Here is a 15,932-nt window from a genome sequence, read left to right on the forward strand (position 1 = left end):
GTTTAGATAATGCAGTGGCTGAAAACTTCTTCGCTTTACTCAAAACAGAGATGTATCACGGTCAAAGCTTCACTGATGCTGATGAACTGATTGCAAATATCGAAGAATATATAGAGTATTACAATACAAAACGGATTAAGGTGAAATTTAAAGGCCTGACTCCGATAGAATATCGAAATCAGGCCTTGCAAGCCGCTTAACAGAAATGTCCAACTTTATGGGGTCACTTCACTGCGTGGGAATGCATATTTAACTCACAGAAAGTCAAATTCACTGCCTATTTAAGCTCGGGTATGCATTCCCACGGGGGACCGTGGGAACGAGTAAAATAAAAATTATGCTTAAAAATTAGGTAGTTAAGCTTCAACTTCTACGTTGAACAAAGATTCCATGTTCAAGCCTTGTTTCATCAGAATCTCTCTCAAACGACGTAAACCTTCAACCTGAATTTGACGAACACGTTCGCGAGTAAGGTTAATTTCACGTCCAACTTCTTCCAGTGTTGAAGGCTCATAGCCTAACAAACCAAAACGTCGTGCTAACACTTCTTTCTGCTTAGGATTTAGCTCTTCTAGCCACTCAATCAACGAATCACGAATATCGTCGTCTTGAGTTGACACTTCAGGATCGGAGTTATTAATGTCTGGAATAATATCGAGTAGCGCTTTATCCCCATCACCGCCAATCGGTGTATCAACAGAGCTAATACGTTCATTCAAACGCAGCATCTTGCTGACATCATCAACCGGTTTGTCTAACTCAACCGCGATCTCTTCCGCGGTAGGCTCATGATCGAGCTTTTGCGAAAGTTCGCGTGCGGTACGTAGATAAATATTAAGTTCTTTAACCACGTGAATTGGCAGACGAATAGTGCGAGTTTGGTTCATCAACGCACGTTCGATCGTTTGGCGGATCCACCAAGTAGCGTAGGTTGAAAAGCGGAATCCACGTTCCGGATCGAATTTTTCAACCGCACGGATCAAGCCCAAGTTACCTTCTTCAATAAGATCCAGTAAAGCGAGTCCGCGATTACTATAGCGACGAGAAATTTTCACCACCAAACGTAAATTACTTTCGATCATACGACGTCTTGCCGCTTCGTCTCCACGGAGCGCACGGCGAGCATAAAGAACTTCTTCTTCGGCGGTTAAAAGAGGTGAGAAACCAATCTCGCTGAGATACATCTGAGTTGCATCTAAGCTTTTGGTTGAGGCATCGAACTCTTCACGGATATCTTCCGTTTGCTCAATGTCATCGTCTTCGGTAGTGAGTTTTACGTCAACTTCAACAATGTCTGTTGAATCAATATCTAAGTCAAACTCTTCTTCCTTGGTTACTGTATTGCTGATACTCATAGCGCCTCCCCCGGCGAGCTAGCAAGACATTACTACTCAATATGTCACGACATCACTCTTCACAAGTATGTTTAAGGTAAATAGCGGTTTGGATTGACCGATTTACCTTGATAACGAATTTCAAAGTGCAGGCGAACGCTGTTGGTACCTGAGCTGCCCATTGTTGCTATTTTTTGACCAGCTTTAACACTCTGTCCTTCTTTAACCAACAGTTGATCATTATGGGCATAAGCACTTAAGTAATGCTCATTATGCTTGACGATGATTAAGTTGCCATAACCTCGCAATGCATTACCCGAATAGACCACGCTTCCTGCAGCAGTAGAAGTAATGGATTGACCACGCTGTCCTGCGATATCAATACCTTTATTTCCTTGATCTCCTGCCGAAAAGTTTTTAACAACTCTCCCTTTCGTTGGCCACAGCCACTTATCGACTTTATCGTTCTGTGGTTTAGGTTTACTTACAGTTTTGTTAATGTTTTGTTGAGTATTAGAACCAACATACTCTTTTGTTTTCGATTGTTCAATCGCCTTAACTGGATCTTTCTTAACCGAATTGGTTGATTTGTTAGCTGAAGCACTATTAGTATTTTTACTCGATTTCGTAGTATTTTTACTCGGTTTCGGGGGAGAAACCGTAGCAGAAGTTGCGGCTACTGGAGCCGTAACGGCAGCCGTTGCTCCCGTGACAGCAGCGCCAGATGAAGAACTATTGCCAGCGCCTGTACCAGCATAAGCAGGAGGATGATAAGCAGGACTCCAAAGCCTTAGCTTCTGTCCTGGATGTATGGTGTAAGGGGCTTGTAGCTTATTGAATTGAATAATATCGTTAACGTCTTTATCAGTGATATAAGCGATAAAATATAGGGTATCACCGCGCTTCACTTGATAGTAACTACCGCGATAACTGCCTCGATTTATATCGCGATAATCCTTTTTCAACCCAGACACTGGCGCAGGAGAACTCGCTGTACAGCCTAACAATAAGCCACACAGTGCAAACGCTAGCAATGTCTTGAGCTGAAAACACTTCATTACGCGAGATCACCAGCGACTAACGGGACAAAGCGTACTGTTTCTATTCGCTGAGAAATAAACTCATCACCTTTACGTATTATTTTGTAGAGCTGTTGCTCATCGTCACCAACGGGTATCACCAAGCGTCCTCCATCAGCCAGTTGATCCAACAACGCTTGCGGGATTTTCTGCGCAGCGGCCGTAACTATGATTGCATCGAATGGTGCTTTAACAGCCCATCCTTGCCATCCATCACCATGCTTGGTTGATACGTTATAAATATCAAGCTGCTTTAACCGGCGTTTCGCTTCCCATTGCAGCGATTTAATCCGTTCAACCGAAAACACATGATCAACCAGATGAGACAAGATCGCAGTCTGATAACCGGAACCTGTGCCCACTTCCAGCACTCGACTATTTTGTTGCAATTCCAATATTTGAGTCATTTTTGCAACGATATACGGCTGAGAGATGGTTTGCCCCTGGCCAATCGGCAACGCATTATTGTCATAAGCCTGATGAACCATCGCTTGAGAGACGAAGTACTCACGAGGCAACTGGTGGATTACCTGCAACACACGTTGATCAGTAATACCGTTTGCTAATAAAAACTGAATTAACTTATCGGCTTTTGGATTAGCCATCAGTTCTTTCCTTTAACCAATGATCCATACTCGCTAATGACTCATGTGCCGTAAGATCGACCTGCATAGGCGTCAGTGAAACAAAACCATGCTCGATAGCATGGAAATCGGTGCCTTCGCCAGCATCTTGCTCTTTACCCGGAGGACCTAACCAATAAATATCATGACCTCGGGGATCTTTCTGCTTAATCATGCTTTCTGCGTGATGGCGAGCACCTAAACGAGTCACTTTTGTTCCTGCCAATTTTTCAAATGGAACATCAGGGATATTAATGTTCAATAGCCGGTTGGTTGGAATCGCTCTGCGCAGATGTTGCTCCACCAGTTGGCGAGCAATTTTCCCTGCAGTGGCAAAATGTTGATTGCCAACTAATGAAAATGCGATGGATTGAACACCTAAAAAATGTCCCTCCATTGCTGCGGCAACCGTTCCTGAGTAAAGAACATCGTCACCTAGATTTGCGCCATGGTTGATGCCGGTTAGCACGAGATCTGGCATGGAATCTTTTAACAACTCATTCAAAGCAAAATGCACGCAATCCGTTGGTGTGCCTTGTACTGAGTACGTGTTCGGCGCAACGATAGAGACACGTAAGGGCTGCTCTAGTGTTAAAGAGTTCGATGCACCAGAGCGATTTCGGTCAGGAGCAACAATGATCACTTGCGCAAGATCAGAGATAGCGTCAGCCAAAGCGTGAATACCATCGGCAAACACGCCATCATCATTGCTTAACAGTACTTTTAGCTTTTTATCACTCATACACACGCTCTACAGGGATCTCTTCTATTAGTTCTCTCACAATCGATGTCGCAAAGCTGCCAGCATCAAGAGCAAATTTTAACGTAATAGCATCACCGTTCACTTGCCAAGTTAAATCTTGTGCTTTCAACGAGATCGCTCGGCGATCATGGCGCATACGGTTACCACGAATCAGCTTCATTAAATCTTGTTCTGCATCTACGAATTGCTGTTCAATTTCCTGCGCTTGGGCTTGTGTCGGCAACGCGTTATCACCTGCTAAAGCTGCGGAAATTTGCACTTTATCCTGGTTAAGCAATTGATTGAACTCCGCAAGGTGTTCAGCATTGACTAAAGTTTGCTCACCGTTCACTAACGCAATATCACCTTCGACAAAACGGTAGAAACAGTTTTGCTCAATACGCGCAGAAACAATGCAGTTAAATATCCACGAGCGAGCGGTAGAAAGATAAAGACTACGCTGATTTTGGTTACGAGTACGGACATTTTCACGCCCCCAGCGACGCGCTTCACCTAAATTGTTGCCATCTTTGCCGAAGCGCTGGTTACCAAAGTAATTGGGTACACCTTGTTTGGCGACCACCTCCAGACGTTTCACCACTTCTTCAACGTCGGTAACTTCCGATAATGTCACCTCAAAATAATTCCCCGCCAAGTCACCCGGGTGTAACTTTTTGTTGTGACGAGTCATAGCAAGAATTTCAATACTTGGATGTTGTGCCTGAAACAGCGCCAAATTCGGCAAACCCGCTGTTGGTAAGTGAACGCTCAACCACTGTTCTGTCACGGCATGGCGATCTTTCAAACCCGCCCAGCTAACATCTTTGGATTTTACGCCGCACGCTTTCGCCAGTTCATTGGCAACGAAGCTGGTGTTCTCACCTGTTTTTCGAATAGAAATCATCAGGTGTTCGCCGCTACCCGCAAACTCATACCCTAGATTTTCGATAACTTTAAAATCTTCTGGCTTCGCTTTTATTTTGCCTTTAGCGGTGGGTTTACCGCAGAGATAAGCCAGTGATGATAGAATATCTGTCATTTTCTACTCTTTACGCTTTCATCAGTAATACATTTGATCAGTAGTACAACAGCTTCGCACGCGATGCCTTCTTTACGACCAGTAAACCCCAAACGCTCTGAAGTCGTTGCTTTCACATTAACATTGCCAATATCCGTCTCTAAATCTTGTGCAATCGCAGCACACATTGATTCGATGTATGGTGCCATTTTGGGCGCTTGAGCAATGATAGTGACATCCGCATTTACAAGGCGGTAGCCCAACTCTTTGACTCGACGATATACATCTTTCAACAGTTCCCGGCTGTCTGCACCTTTCCATTTTTCATCGCTATCCGGAAAGTGTTTACCAATATCACCAGCAGCAATCGCGCCTAACAAAGCATCGCTCAAAGCATGCAAAGCAACATCACCATCAGAATGTGCAATCAAACCTTGTTCATAAGGAATGGCAACACCGCCAATAATAACAGGACCTTCACCACCAAATTTATGCACATCAAAACCATGGCCAATTCGTATCATGTCTATTCCTTATTTCGGCTTAAATAAAACTCTGCCAACGCAAGATCTTCTGGCTGAGTAATTTTAATATTGTCCGCCCGGCCATTAACTAGAGCCGGGCTAAAATTCAGTCTTTCAAACGCTGACGCTTCGTCTGTGATATTGGCTTTAGAGGCTAATCCATCAATCAGAGCATCACGTAAAGGCACAGTGCGGAACATTTGCGGAGTGAGTGCGTGCCATAGGTTCGAACGTTCAACGGTGTGATCGATATTGTGCAACTGATCGCCACGTTTCATGGTATCCCGAACCGGAGAAGCAAGAATGGCCCCGACCGAATGAGCTTGAGCACTGTCGATGAGTCGGGAGACATCCTGTTCTGTAAAACACGGGCGAGCCGCATCATGAACTAATACCCATTCGCTGACTTCATGTTTGCAAATGTAGTGTAGTGCGGACAGAACCGAATCAGCCCTTTCTTTACCACCGTTGACTCGCACAACTTGCGGATGGTTAGCCAATGCTAACGTAGAGAAATAAGGGTCATTCTCGCTAACAGCAATAACCACTTTGGATACACTTGGGTGCGCCAATAGCTTAGAAACCGTATGTTCTAATACTGTCTGACCTAATAGTTTCAAATACTGCTTAGGGCGGTCAACCTGCATTCGACTGCCGACACCTGCCGCAGGTACAATCGCAATGATCGATTTAGCAATGATCGATTTAGCCATCAACGATTTTCCTCACCCGTCACCCGGTAAAAAGTTTCACCATCTTTTACCATTCCCAACTCATGACGAGCACGTTCTTCTATGGCATCAAGGCCTTGGCGTAAGTCATCAATTTCAGCAAACATCTCTTGGTTACGTTGATGTAAGTTAGTGTTCACTTGCTCTTGAACTTCAATTTCCGCGGCAACCGCACGAAAATCAGCAATCCCGTTTTTCCCTTGCCATAAGCTGTATTGGAGAAAACCAAGCAGCAGAGTTAGTGTCACCGCAAGTACGCGCATTAGTTTTACACTCGTTAGTATCTGTAAAATCGGTGTTGATAGAAAAAGGCCGAATTAAACGGCCTTTTTTCGAATTTAGTTATATCGAATTTGGTTATAAACGTCTTATTTATACCATAAGCCCTTTTTTCAAGCGACTAACGACTGAATAGAAAAGCGAATAGGCCAATACCTAACATCAATCGATAAATCACAAATGGCGTCATTCCCATGCGAGAAATTAACTTCAAGAAAAAGAAGATACAGATATAGGCGCTAATAAATGACGTCACAATACCGGTGAGAAGAAACCCTAAATGGATAGGTTCACCGCTAGTCACCAGTTTCAATCCTAGATAGCTACCCGCTAAAACAATGATTGGAATTGACATCAAAAACGAAAAACGTGCCGCGGCTTCGCGGGTAAAGCCAAGATAAAGCGCTGCAGTAATCGTAATACCAGAACGAGAAGTGCCGGGAATCATCGCGACCGCCTGCGCAAAGCCAATAAAAAGTGCTTTTTTCCATCCTGCTTGATACTCATTGATTTCTTGCTTAGCCGTTTTATCGGCATGCCAAAGAGGAATGCCAAAAATGATCGTTGTTGCAGCAATCACCCACGCACTGCGTAAGTACACCTCAATAATATCTTTCATCAGCAGACCAAAGATACAAGCAGGGATGGTTGCCAGAATAATGCACCATGCCAGACTGGCTTCCTTGCTTCTGTCACCTTTAAAAATGGAGGCGAAAAAAGCACTCAGTAACGCTTTGACTTCATGTCGAAAGTAAATCACAACCGCGGTTAGCGTTCCAACATGCACGGCGACATCAAACGCTAAACCTTGGTCGGCCCAACCCAAAACGGCTGATGGCAAGATAAGGTGCGCTGAGCTGGAAATAGGCAGAAATTCAGTGAAGCCTTGAATTAACGCCAGTATAAAAGATTCAAAGTAACTCATTATTTTCTCTTACTTGACACTAAACCATAGTGGAACTGGTTTTAGTTGTTCTAAAAGTGCAGCATTTTGCCAGACTTTTTTAATCGATTGATCGGTTCCTGGAATTTGACGTTCAGGACATAGCTCATACAAAGGCTGTATCACAAATGGGTACTGATAAATATCAGGACGAGGTACGACCGGTGAGCTTAGGGATATGACATCACCAAATAAGATAATATCCATATCCAGCGTACGATCCTGATATTTTTTCGTGTTAGCAGCACGACCCCAACGAAATTCAACCTCTTTTAAACAGCGCTGAAAATCATCAAGAGAGCGAGAAGTTTTTAGCTCCACCACCAAATTGAAGAATGGATGACTATCAAACCCTTGCGCTGGGCACTCATATATCGTTGAAAGACGTAATTCGCTTCCTATCAAGCTCAGCTCTTGAATTGCAGCTTCAATATGACGGCGTCGTTCTATATTAGAACCCACGCCAGCATAGGCCGTGATCATAATGACCCTCTTTCGATGATCACTCCTACACCTTTTGCCTGCGGAACCGCGCCCGGTTTTGTCAATTGAACACGAATCCAAGGTACACTAAAGCGTTGCATAATTAAGCTAGCGACTTCTTCAGCCACCCTTTCTACTAATAGAAAACGACCTGACTCGATATGTTCGATTACCGCTAGGCTAACCTGTGCATAATCCAGAGCATGCGCTACATCATCACTCTTTCCTGCAAGTTTGTTGTCGTGTGCCATTTCTAAGTCAAGAACCAACTTTTGTTTGATGGTTTGTTCCCAGTCATAGACACCAATAGTAGTAATAACTTCTAGCTGCTCTATAAAGACTTTATCCATCTTCTATCGAATTCCTTCTAACCGTTAAACTCAATCACAGGTCGGATACCTAAATTGAGTAAAAAAACGTACTATCGTCGTCAATCGCGATATCATATACGAAACAGCCTCCAGATGGGTAAATCAAACAGTATTTTTACTTAAAGGTTTGCTGGCCGATTTGTAAAGACTTCGCTTAAGTAAACAACACAGCGAGACAACAATGACCGCAATGGCACTCATAATGATAATTTCAGCCTACTTACTGGGTTCAATCTCCAGTGCGGTGCTGATCTGTCGATTATTGCGTTTGCCCGATCCCAGAAGCGTGGGTTCGAACAACCCGGGGGCAACAAACGTACTGCGTATTGGTGGGAAAAAAGCCGCCGCTGCGGTGTTACTGTGCGACATGCTGAAAGGCACAATCCCTGTTTGGGCGAGTTACTTTTTAAAAATTGACCCTCTATTATTAGGCTTAATCGCCATCGCAGCGTGCCTTGGCCATATGTATCCAATTTTCTTTCACTTTAAGGGTGGAAAGGGAGTTGCCACAGCATTGGGGGCTATCGCTCCTATCGGTTTGGATTTAACCTTCATGCTCATGGCAACCTGGTTATTTGTCGCGGTGATATTTCGTTATTCATCCTTAGCGGCGATTGTCACTGTACTGCTCGCACCACTTTATACCTGGTTGGTCAAACCCCAATATACCCTGCCCGTAGCCATGCTTTGCTGCTTAATCGTTTTTCGACATCATCAAAACATTAAACGCCTTTTTACGGGAACAGAGCCCAAAGTCGGCGAAAAGAAGGGTGAAACGAACAAAGCTTAACGCTTATCTTACGGACATAAAAACGGCCGCTATTGCGACCGTTTGGTTTTATGACTCAATTTCTCGTTCCCACGGTCTGAAGTGACCCCCGTGGGAATGCATACCAAAGCCAAAATAGGCAGTTAATCTGACTTTTTGTTAGTCAAATATGCATTCCCACGCAGAGCATGGGAACGAGGATTCTCTTAACTGATTGGCATTAGCCATTGCGACCGTTTTTATTATTCGGCTTTATTACTCATCAATAGGCGTTAATTGATCAATCGGCCAACGCGGGCGAGCTTCAACACTTAAATCGGTCACGTCACCGTTTTTCAAACGTTGCATGCCCGCAAACGCAATCATCGCTCCGTTATCGGTACAAAACTCGGTACGTGGGTAATACACTTCACCACCGATTTTTTGCGCCAATTTAGCTAAATCAGCACGTAACTGTTTATTCGCACTGACACCACCGGCAATCACAATTCGCTTCATTCCAGTTTCTTCAAGCGCACGTTTACACTTAATAACCAGCGTAGAACACACCGCATCCTGGAAAGCATAAGCGATATCAGCACGAGTCTGTTCATCATCGCCATTAGCAGCAATCGTGTTCGCCGTGAATGTTTTCAGGCCAGAGAAACTCATTTCAAGCCCAGGGCGATCCGTCATCGGGCGTGGAAACTTAAAGCGCCCCGCAGTGCCTTTCTCTGCTAAGCGTGAAAGCAAAGGACCACCTGGGTAATCCAGCCCCATCAGTTTCGCAGTTTTATCAAACGCTTCACCAGCCGCATCATCAATCGATTCGCCAAGAATACGGTATTCACCGATACCTTTTACTTCCACCATCATGCTGTGACCGCCAGAAACCAGCAGAGCAACAAATGGAAACGGTGGCGGATTATCTTCCAACATTGGCGCTAAAAGGTGACCTTCCATATGGTGTACTGCCACAGCGGGAACATTCCAAGCGTAAGCAATACTACGGCCAATGGTTGCACCAACTAATAAAGCACCAACCAAACCGGGACCTGCAGTATAAGCAACACCATCGATATCTTTCGCTGTTAAATTGGCTTCTGCCATTGCCGCTTTAATTAGTGGAATGGTCTTCTTTACGTGGTCACGCGAAGCCAGCTCTGGTACAACACCGCCATAATCAGCATGCAGTTTCACCTGACTATATAATTGATGAGAAAGTAGGCCTTTCTCATCGTCATAAATCGCAATACCTGTTTCATCGCAGGAGGTTTCGATACCGAGAATGCGCATGGTTTACCTTGAATGTTTCTGTCTATATTTCGAAATTGGCGCAATGTTACAACGCCTTCGCTTCACAAACAAATTTTGTACAGACTCTAGTCGACAAAGTGCTTTACAAAGGCACAACGATCGGATTAAAATTCCGCACCATTTTTGATCTAGCTGATTAACGACCAAACAAGTAAGAAATCTTATTGATTTGGTCACTGATTGTCAGCATTAACGAATAACCCCTGAGGTGAAAGGCATATGCCAGTAGTTAAAGTACGTGAAAACGAACCGTTCGACGTTGCACTACGTCGTTTCAAACGCTCTTGCGAAAAAGCAGGTATCCTTTCTGAAGTGCGTCGTCGTGAGCACTACGAAAAACCAACTACAGTTCGCAAACGCGCTAAAGCAGCAGCTCAAAAGCGTCACGCTAAGAAGCTTGCTCGCGAAAACGCTCGTCGCGTTCGCCTGTACTAATAGCTGTTCCTAGCTAAGGAATAAGTTATGGCTCTTATTGATAATCTCAGAGAAGAGCAAAAATTAGCGATGAAAGCCAAGGACAAAGCGCGCCTTGGCACTATCCGTTTAGCCCTTTCAGCAATCAAACAACGTGAAGTTGACGAGAAGATAACTCTGACCGACGACGACATTGTTGCTGTACTGACGAAAATGGTTAAACAACGTCGCGACTCTGTATCGCAATACGAAGCAGCAAATCGTTTAGATTTAGCTGAAGTGGAGCAAGCAGAAATCACCGTACTTGAGGAATTTATGCCTCAACCACTGAGCGAAGAAGAAGTGGCAGCACTGATTGACAGTGCCATCGCAGAATCATCACCAGCGGGCATGCAAGACATGGGTAAAGTGATGGCTATCTTGAAACCACAAATTCAAGGGCGTGCAGATATGGGTAAAGTCAGCGGTTTAGTTCGCGCTAAATTGGCTTAATCCAGAACTCTATTGCAACAAGCCGTGCTATTCTTTGAATGCACGGCTTGTTTGTATCTAAGGTCTATAGACCTTACCTATTGGTTTTTATCTCTTTTTTAGGTTTTATGGCAGGACAAATTCCTCGTAGCTTCATCGATGACCTCCTAGCTCGACTCGATATTGTCGATGTTATCGACGCGCGTGTGAAACTTAAAAAAAAGGGCAAAAACTACAGTGCCTGTTGTCCATTCCATAATGAAAAAACCCCGTCATTTAGCGTAAGCCAAGAAAAGCAGTTCTATCACTGTTTTGGCTGCGGCGTGCATGGTAACGCCATCGACTTCATGATGGAGTATGAACGTCTTGAGTTTCCTGAAGCGATTGAAGAGTTAGCGTCCTCTCTCGGACTAGAAGTACCCAGAGAAGAACGCTCAAATAGTGGTTTCAAAAGTAACACACCAAAAGTCAGCAGCGACGAAAAACGTAATCTTTACGATTTAATGGGCAGCATTGCTCAGTTTTATCGTCAACAGCTCAAAGTTCCCGCTAACCGCCATGCGATCGAGTATTTAAAAAATCGCGGTTTATCCGGCGAAATCGTTCAAAAATTCGGTATTGGTTATGTGGCTGACGAATGGGATTTGGTGCGTAAGAATTTCGGACAACAAAAACATGCCCAAGACATGCTGGTTTCTGGCGGCATGTTAATAGAGAACGACAACGGCAAACGTTACGACCGTTTTCGTGGCCGTGTGATGTTTCCGATTCGCGACCGTCGCGGCCGAGTGATTGGCTTTGGTGGTCGTGTGATTGGTGAAGGTACGCCTAAGTATCTGAACTCACCAGAGACACCTATCTTCCATAAAGGCAAAGAGCTGTATGGGCTTTATGAAGTTTTACAGGCTTACCGTGAACCACCACAAATCCTCGTGGTCGAAGGTTATATGGATGTGGTGGCTCTGGCGCAATATGGTATTGATTATTCCGTTGCTTCGCTAGGAACATCAACCACAGGTGATCATCTACAATTGCTGTTCAGACAAACCAATACGGTGGTTTGTTGTTACGACGGAGACCGAGCGGGTAAAGAAGCTGCATGGCGAGCACTGGAAAACGCTCTTAGCTATCTGAAAAGTGGCAATATTTTAAAATTCCTCTTCCTTCCAGATGGTGAAGACCCAGACAGTTTTGTACGTAAAAACGGTAAAGAAGCATTCGAAGGAATGGTGCGAAATGCTGCACCATTATCAAAATATCTGTTTTCCAATTTGCTGACTCAAGTTGATGTGGGCAATAACGAAGGCAAAGCCGCATTAGAAGCGCTGGCTCTTCCTTTAATCAATAAAATTCCTGATGAATCTTTGCAAAATCAGCTGCTTAAAATTTTAGGACAAACAACCGGTATTTATAAAAAACCAACACTGCCGACAGATTCTAAAACTAGATCTCAGCCGCATAAAGAAATAAAGCGAACACCGATGAGAGATGTCATCGCTTTGCTTCTTCAGAATCCGAGCTATGCTGATATGGTGCCAGACCTTTCTACCACTCAAGGTTTGGAGATTCCAGGGCTAAAATTGTTGACAGAAGTGCTTGAAAAATGCAGACAACAACCCCATATAAAAACAGGTCAATTGTTAGAGCATTGGCGAAACACAAAAAGCGAGGCATTGATGTCTCGACTAGCAAGTTGGGATATCCCGCTTGTAGAAGATAATCAAAACGAACTATTTTTTGACTCATTGGACAAAATTATTGCCCAGTGCGTAGAGAAACAAATTGAAAACTTGCTCGCTAAATCAAGAAGTATCGGTTTATCAAGCGACGAAAAAAGGGAGCTTCAAGAACTCATGAGAGATTTGAAAGCGTAACCCAGTTTGAATAGTCAGCAACAATTTAATTTGTTATTATCCGTGGTTTGCATTTCGCATACTATTCCTTCACCTGATACGAAGTTGGATACCGTCTATGGATCAAAATCCGCAGTCACAGCTTAAGCAACTTGTCATTCGCGGCAAGGAGCAGGGCTATCTGACCTACGCCGAAGTAAATGACCACCTACCAGCAGAAATCGTAGATTCTGAGCAGGTAGAAGATATTATTCAGATGATCAACGACATGGGTATTAAGGTTGTAGAAACCGCCCCTGACGCTGATGATCTAGCTCTTAATGATGATGAAACCATCACCGACGAAGATGCAGCCGAAGCCGCTGCTGCTGCGCTGTCTAGCGTAGAAAGCGAGATTGGTCGAACGACTGACCCAGTCCGTATGTATATGCGTGAAATGGGTACAGTAGAACTACTGACTCGTGAAGGTGAAATCGATATCGCTAAACGAATCGAAGATGGCATCAACCAAGTACAAAGTGCTGTCGCTGAATACCCAGGAACGATTCCATACATTCTTGAGCAATTCGATAAAGTTCAGGCTGAAGAACTCCGTTTAACTGACATCATCAGTGGTTTCGTCAACCCAGATGATATGGAAAGCGAAGCGCCAACAGCGACACACATCGGTTCAGAGTTAACAGGTTCAGACCTCGATGACGAAGATGATACCGATGATGACGACGACGAAGACGAAGATGAAGACGGCGACGATGATAACAGCAGTGATGAAGAAGAAGTTGGTATCGACCCTGAACTCGCTTTGGAAAAATTCACTGAGCTACGTAATCAGTACCAGAATCTTCAACTAGCGATCAACGAACATGGCGATACCAGCAGTAAAGCTCAGGAAGCAACTGAACTTGTATTGACTGTTTTCCGTGAATTCCGTTTGACACCAAAGCAGTTTGATCATCTTGTAAATACGTTACGTAATTCAATGGATCGCGTACGTACCCAAGAGCGCCTGATCATGCGTGCTGTGGTTGAAAAAGCGAAGATGCCGAAGAAATCATTCATTTCGGTATTTACTGGCAATGAATCAGATGAAGCTTGGTTTGACCAAATCCTTGCATCGGACAAGCCATACGCAGTGAAGATCCGTGAAGATGAAGAAGACATTCGTCGTTCAATTCAAAAACTGCGTATCATCGAGCAAGAGACATCTTTAACCGTAAACCGTATTAAAGATATCAGCCGTCGCATGTCTATCGGTGAAGCGAAAGCTCGTCGTGCGAAGAAAGAGATGGTTGAAGCGAACTTACGTCTGGTTATTTCTATTGCTAAGAAATACACCAACCGCGGTCTACAGTTCTTGGATCTCATCCAGGAAGGTAACATCGGTCTGATGAAAGCAGTAGACAAGTTTGAATACCGTCGTGGTTACAAGTTCTCAACTTATGCAACATGGTGGATCCGTCAGGCAATTACGCGTTCAATTGCCGACCAAGCTCGTACGATCCGTATCCCTGTGCATATGATTGAAACGATCAACAAGTTGAACCGTATCTCTCGTCAAATGCTACAAGAAATGGGTCGTGAGCCTCTGCCAGAAGAGCTGGCAGAACGTATGCAAATGCCGGAAGATAAGATTCGTAAAGTACTGAAAATTGCTAAAGAGCCAATCTCGATGGAAACACCAATCGGTGACGACGAAGATTCGCATCTAGGTGATTTCATCGAGGATACAACACTAGAACTACCACTAGACTCTGCAACCGCAACGAGCTTGCGTGCCGCAACTCGTGACGTTCTAGGTGGTCTGACTCCTCGTGAAGCAAAAGTACTACGTATGCGTTTCGGCATCGATATGAATACTGACCATACTTTAGAAGAAGTTGGTAAGCAGTTCGACGTTACTCGTGAACGTATCCGTCAGATCGAAGCCAAAGCGCTGCGTAAGCTTCGTCATCCAAGCCGTTCAGAAACTCTGCGCAGCTTCCTAGACGAATAACGAACAGCAGCTTTTACAAAACATTGTAACTTTTACAAAACATTGAATAAAAGGTGAGCAACAGCTCGCCTTTTTTATTATCTACAGTTCTAAGTGGATAAAAACTAAGCGCTATTACCCTACTTTGCGTCTAGACACACCCCACCCCTTCCCCTATAATCATTGACCTAATCGGCCCCTTAGCTCAGTGGTTAGAGCAGTCGACTCATAATCGATTGGTCATTGGTTCAAACCCAATAGGGGCCACCAAATTCTAGAAGGTTAGTAAGCGTAGTGTTTACTAACCTTTTTTTGTACCTGTCGTTTTTGGGTGCAGTTGTGGGTGTAGTTAGAGTGAAACAGAGCGAAACACAGCTAAACAGAACTAACTAGAATGACAAACTGGGTCCTTCCTGAACCTTTTTACTTGTGGGTGCTGGACTCGCAGAAATTCTCTATTTACGGACCTTTCCTAAACCCGTTTCCGTTTCCGGTTTTGCCCGCATATGAAAATCAGATTCCTACTTCTAGGCAGGTCAAAAACAACCTGAAAACAGGTTAATAATAACCCTTACCCCTCCACCGGAAACATAAACCAACTAAAGCAAAATTTTGTGTTTTTAGCGGTTGTTATATTGAGAGAATTATTTTGAAATTCATCATGTTGACTAACCTGATAACTAAACAACAACATGCTTCAGAAAACTTTCATAAGTAGGTATATCTCGCGATGTCCGAACCCACAGGGCAAAAGGTTCAGGAAGGACCCGTAAATTACAGACGAAATCGAGTAGGGTGAGGCGTTACCGCCTCATCCCTCTCACAGAACCGTACGTACGGACCTCGTATACGGCTCATGCATACTTCCATTCAGCATAATTGCTAAACACATACCCTGTTCCTACTTGCTCAAGATTTACCAACCCCAGTTCGTTGAACCATTGGTTTGGCATCGCATAACTGGCTAGAGGACTTTGCGCATTTCTCCAACTACTCATTCGGATAAATCTAAACGGCGGCTTATATCCAA

At 44.2% G+C, this 15,932-nt stretch carries 18 protein-coding genes, 1 tRNA gene and 1 pseudogene; 7 read left to right on the plus strand and 13 right to left on the minus strand.

Annotated elements, in window-relative coordinates:
- On the plus strand, positions 1 to 200 hold a 200-nt coding region (locus ACK5MF_RS16545), incomplete at its 5' end, for an IS3 family transposase (protein WP_416921183.1).
- A 156-nt stretch (positions 201 to 356) separates the two neighbouring features.
- On the opposite strand, the gene rpoS is transcribed toward ACK5MF_RS16545, so the two are convergent.
- From rpoS to folB, 11 genes are all read right to left on the minus strand, one after another.
- The gene (rpoS, locus tag ACK5MF_RS16550; protein ID WP_416923671.1) at positions 357 to 1,355 is read right to left on the minus strand and encodes an RNA polymerase sigma factor RpoS; all 999 of its coding nucleotides are present in this window, start codon (positions 1,353 to 1,355) and stop codon (positions 357 to 359) included.
- A gap of 71 nt (positions 1,356 to 1,426) precedes the next feature.
- Positions 1,427 to 2,392, minus strand: a complete 966-nt coding sequence (locus tag ACK5MF_RS16555; protein WP_416923672.1) for a peptidoglycan DD-metalloendopeptidase family protein — start codon at positions 2,390 to 2,392, stop codon at positions 1,427 to 1,429.
- Positions 2,392 to 3,018, minus strand: a complete 627-nt coding sequence (locus tag ACK5MF_RS16560; RefSeq protein ID WP_416923673.1) for a protein-L-isoaspartate(D-aspartate) O-methyltransferase — start codon at positions 3,016 to 3,018, stop codon at positions 2,392 to 2,394. The genes ACK5MF_RS16555 and ACK5MF_RS16560 overlap by 1 nt, the downstream gene beginning before the upstream one ends.
- The gene (gene surE / locus ACK5MF_RS16565; protein ID WP_416923674.1) at positions 3,011 to 3,778 is read right to left on the minus strand and encodes a 5'/3'-nucleotidase SurE; all 768 of its coding nucleotides are present in this window, start codon (positions 3,776 to 3,778) and stop codon (positions 3,011 to 3,013) included. The genes ACK5MF_RS16560 and surE overlap by 8 nt, the downstream gene beginning before the upstream one ends.
- Positions 3,771 to 4,817, minus strand: a complete 1,047-nt coding sequence (truD, locus tag ACK5MF_RS16570) for a tRNA pseudouridine(13) synthase TruD (RefSeq protein ID WP_416923675.1) — start codon at positions 4,815 to 4,817, stop codon at positions 3,771 to 3,773. The genes surE and truD overlap by 8 nt, the downstream gene beginning before the upstream one ends.
- Positions 4,814 to 5,320, minus strand: a complete 507-nt coding sequence (ispF, locus tag ACK5MF_RS16575) for a 2-C-methyl-D-erythritol 2,4-cyclodiphosphate synthase (RefSeq protein WP_416923676.1) — start codon at positions 5,318 to 5,320, stop codon at positions 4,814 to 4,816. Before ispF ends, truD begins: the two co-directional genes overlap by 4 nt.
- A 2-nt stretch (positions 5,321 to 5,322) precedes the next feature.
- A complete protein-coding gene (ispD, locus tag ACK5MF_RS16580) occupies positions 5,323 to 6,033 on the minus strand; it encodes a 2-C-methyl-D-erythritol 4-phosphate cytidylyltransferase (RefSeq protein WP_416923677.1) in 711 nt (236 codons plus the stop codon).
- Positions 6,033 to 6,314, minus strand: coding sequence for a cell division protein FtsB (gene ftsB / locus ACK5MF_RS16585; RefSeq protein WP_416923678.1), 282 nt, complete (start codon positions 6,312 to 6,314; stop codon positions 6,033 to 6,035). Before ftsB ends, ispD begins: the two co-directional genes overlap by 1 nt.
- 137 nt (positions 6,315 to 6,451) lie before the next feature.
- The gene (locus tag ACK5MF_RS16590; protein WP_416923679.1) at positions 6,452 to 7,255 is read right to left on the minus strand and encodes an undecaprenyl-diphosphate phosphatase; all 804 of its coding nucleotides are present in this window, start codon (positions 7,253 to 7,255) and stop codon (positions 6,452 to 6,454) included.
- Between the two features lie 9 nt (positions 7,256 to 7,264).
- The gene (folK, locus tag ACK5MF_RS16595) at positions 7,265 to 7,756 is read right to left on the minus strand and encodes a 2-amino-4-hydroxy-6-hydroxymethyldihydropteridine diphosphokinase (RefSeq protein WP_416923680.1); all 492 of its coding nucleotides are present in this window, start codon (positions 7,754 to 7,756) and stop codon (positions 7,265 to 7,267) included.
- A complete protein-coding gene (gene folB / locus ACK5MF_RS16600; RefSeq protein WP_416923681.1) occupies positions 7,753 to 8,106 on the minus strand; it encodes a bifunctional dihydroneopterin aldolase/7,8-dihydroneopterin epimerase in 354 nt (117 codons plus the stop codon). Before folB ends, folK begins: the two co-directional genes overlap by 4 nt.
- Positions 8,107 to 8,308: 202 nt before the next feature.
- On the opposite strand from folB, the gene plsY reads away from it, so the two are divergent.
- The gene (plsY, locus tag ACK5MF_RS16605; protein WP_416923682.1) at positions 8,309 to 8,917 is read left to right on the plus strand and encodes a glycerol-3-phosphate 1-O-acyltransferase PlsY; all 609 of its coding nucleotides are present in this window, start codon (positions 8,309 to 8,311) and stop codon (positions 8,915 to 8,917) included.
- Positions 8,918 to 9,151: 234 nt separating this feature from the next.
- Here plsY and tsaD read toward each other — a convergent pair whose 3' ends face one another.
- A complete protein-coding gene (gene tsaD, locus ACK5MF_RS16610) occupies positions 9,152 to 10,171 on the minus strand; it encodes a tRNA (adenosine(37)-N6)-threonylcarbamoyltransferase complex transferase subunit TsaD (protein ID WP_416923683.1) in 1,020 nt (339 codons plus the stop codon).
- A gap of 240 nt (positions 10,172 to 10,411) precedes the next feature.
- Here tsaD and rpsU point away from each other — a divergent pair, with 240 nt between their 5' ends.
- From rpsU to ACK5MF_RS16635, 5 genes are all read left to right on the plus strand, one after another.
- Positions 10,412 to 10,627, plus strand: coding sequence for a 30S ribosomal protein S21 (gene rpsU / locus ACK5MF_RS16615; protein WP_001145625.1), 216 nt, complete (start codon positions 10,412 to 10,414; stop codon positions 10,625 to 10,627).
- A gap of 27 nt (positions 10,628 to 10,654) precedes the next feature.
- On the plus strand, positions 10,655 to 11,098 hold the full coding sequence (locus ACK5MF_RS16620) for a GatB/YqeY domain-containing protein (RefSeq protein ID WP_416923684.1): 444 nt from the start codon (positions 10,655 to 10,657) through the stop codon (positions 11,096 to 11,098).
- A 107-nt stretch (positions 11,099 to 11,205) separates the two neighbouring features.
- Entirely contained in the window at positions 11,206 to 12,951 is a 1,746-nt protein-coding gene (gene dnaG / locus ACK5MF_RS16625; protein ID WP_416923685.1) for a DNA primase, read from the plus strand.
- Between the two features lie 97 nt (positions 12,952 to 13,048).
- Positions 13,049 to 14,923 (plus strand): RNA polymerase sigma factor RpoD, encoded by a 1,875-nt coding sequence (gene rpoD, locus ACK5MF_RS16630; protein WP_416923686.1) that lies wholly within the window; start codon positions 13,049 to 13,051, stop codon positions 14,921 to 14,923.
- A 173-nt stretch (positions 14,924 to 15,096) separates the two neighbouring features.
- Positions 15,097 to 15,172 (plus strand) — tRNA-Ile (locus ACK5MF_RS16635).
- Positions 15,173 to 15,756: 584 nt separating this feature from the next.
- On the opposite strand, the pseudogene ACK5MF_RS16640 reads toward ACK5MF_RS16635, so the two are convergent.
- A pseudogene (locus ACK5MF_RS16640) lies at positions 15,757 to 15,932 on the minus strand (group II intron reverse transcriptase/maturase); the annotation flags it as partial.

It is taken from the genome of Vibrio sp., from assembly GCF_047973365.1.
Taxonomy (GTDB): Bacteria; Pseudomonadota; Gammaproteobacteria; order Enterobacterales; family Vibrionaceae; genus Vibrio.

What these genes read in the sequence shown, in the direction of transcription:
- ACK5MF_RS16620 (WP_416923684.1), top strand. Translation starts at nt 10,655, where the DNA reads ATGGCTCTTATTGATAATCTCAGAGAAGAGCAAAAATTAGCGATGAAA.
- rpoS (WP_416923671.1), bottom strand. Translation starts at nt 1,355, where the DNA reads ATGAGTATCAGCAATACAGTAACCAAGGAAGAAGAGTTTGACTTAGAT.
- ftsB (WP_416923678.1), bottom strand. Translation starts at nt 6,314, where the DNA reads ATGCGCGTACTTGCGGTGACACTAACTCTGCTGCTTGGTTTTCTCCAA.
- truD (WP_416923675.1), bottom strand. Translation starts at nt 4,817, where the DNA reads ATGACAGATATTCTATCATCACTGGCTTATCTCTGCGGTAAACCCACC.
- folK (WP_416923680.1), bottom strand. Translation starts at nt 7,756, where the DNA reads ATGATCACGGCCTATGCTGGCGTGGGTTCTAATATAGAACGACGCCGT.
- ACK5MF_RS16590 (WP_416923679.1), bottom strand. Translation starts at nt 7,255, where the DNA reads ATGAGTTACTTTGAATCTTTTATACTGGCGTTAATTCAAGGCTTCACT.
- plsY (WP_416923682.1), top strand. Translation starts at nt 8,309, where the DNA reads ATGACCGCAATGGCACTCATAATGATAATTTCAGCCTACTTACTGGGT.
- ACK5MF_RS16555 (WP_416923672.1), bottom strand. Translation starts at nt 2,392, where the DNA reads ATGAAGTGTTTTCAGCTCAAGACATTGCTAGCGTTTGCACTGTGTGGC.
- tsaD (WP_416923683.1), bottom strand. Translation starts at nt 10,171, where the DNA reads ATGCGCATTCTCGGTATCGAAACCTCCTGCGATGAAACAGGTATTGCG.
- rpoD (WP_416923686.1), top strand. Translation starts at nt 13,049, where the DNA reads ATGGATCAAAATCCGCAGTCACAGCTTAAGCAACTTGTCATTCGCGGC.
- ispD (WP_416923677.1), bottom strand. Translation starts at nt 6,033, where the DNA reads ATGGCTAAATCGATCATTGCTAAATCGATCATTGCGATTGTACCTGCG.
- folB (WP_416923681.1), bottom strand. Translation starts at nt 8,106, where the DNA reads ATGGATAAAGTCTTTATAGAGCAGCTAGAAGTTATTACTACTATTGGT.
- surE (WP_416923674.1), bottom strand. Translation starts at nt 3,778, where the DNA reads ATGAGTGATAAAAAGCTAAAAGTACTGTTAAGCAATGATGATGGCGTG.
- ispF (WP_416923676.1), bottom strand. Translation starts at nt 5,320, where the DNA reads ATGATACGAATTGGCCATGGTTTTGATGTGCATAAATTTGGTGGTGAA.
- dnaG (WP_416923685.1), top strand. Translation starts at nt 11,206, where the DNA reads ATGGCAGGACAAATTCCTCGTAGCTTCATCGATGACCTCCTAGCTCGA.
- ACK5MF_RS16560 (WP_416923673.1), bottom strand. Translation starts at nt 3,018, where the DNA reads ATGGCTAATCCAAAAGCCGATAAGTTAATTCAGTTTTTATTAGCAAAC.
- rpsU (WP_001145625.1), top strand. Translation starts at nt 10,412, where the DNA reads ATGCCAGTAGTTAAAGTACGTGAAAACGAACCGTTCGACGTTGCACTA.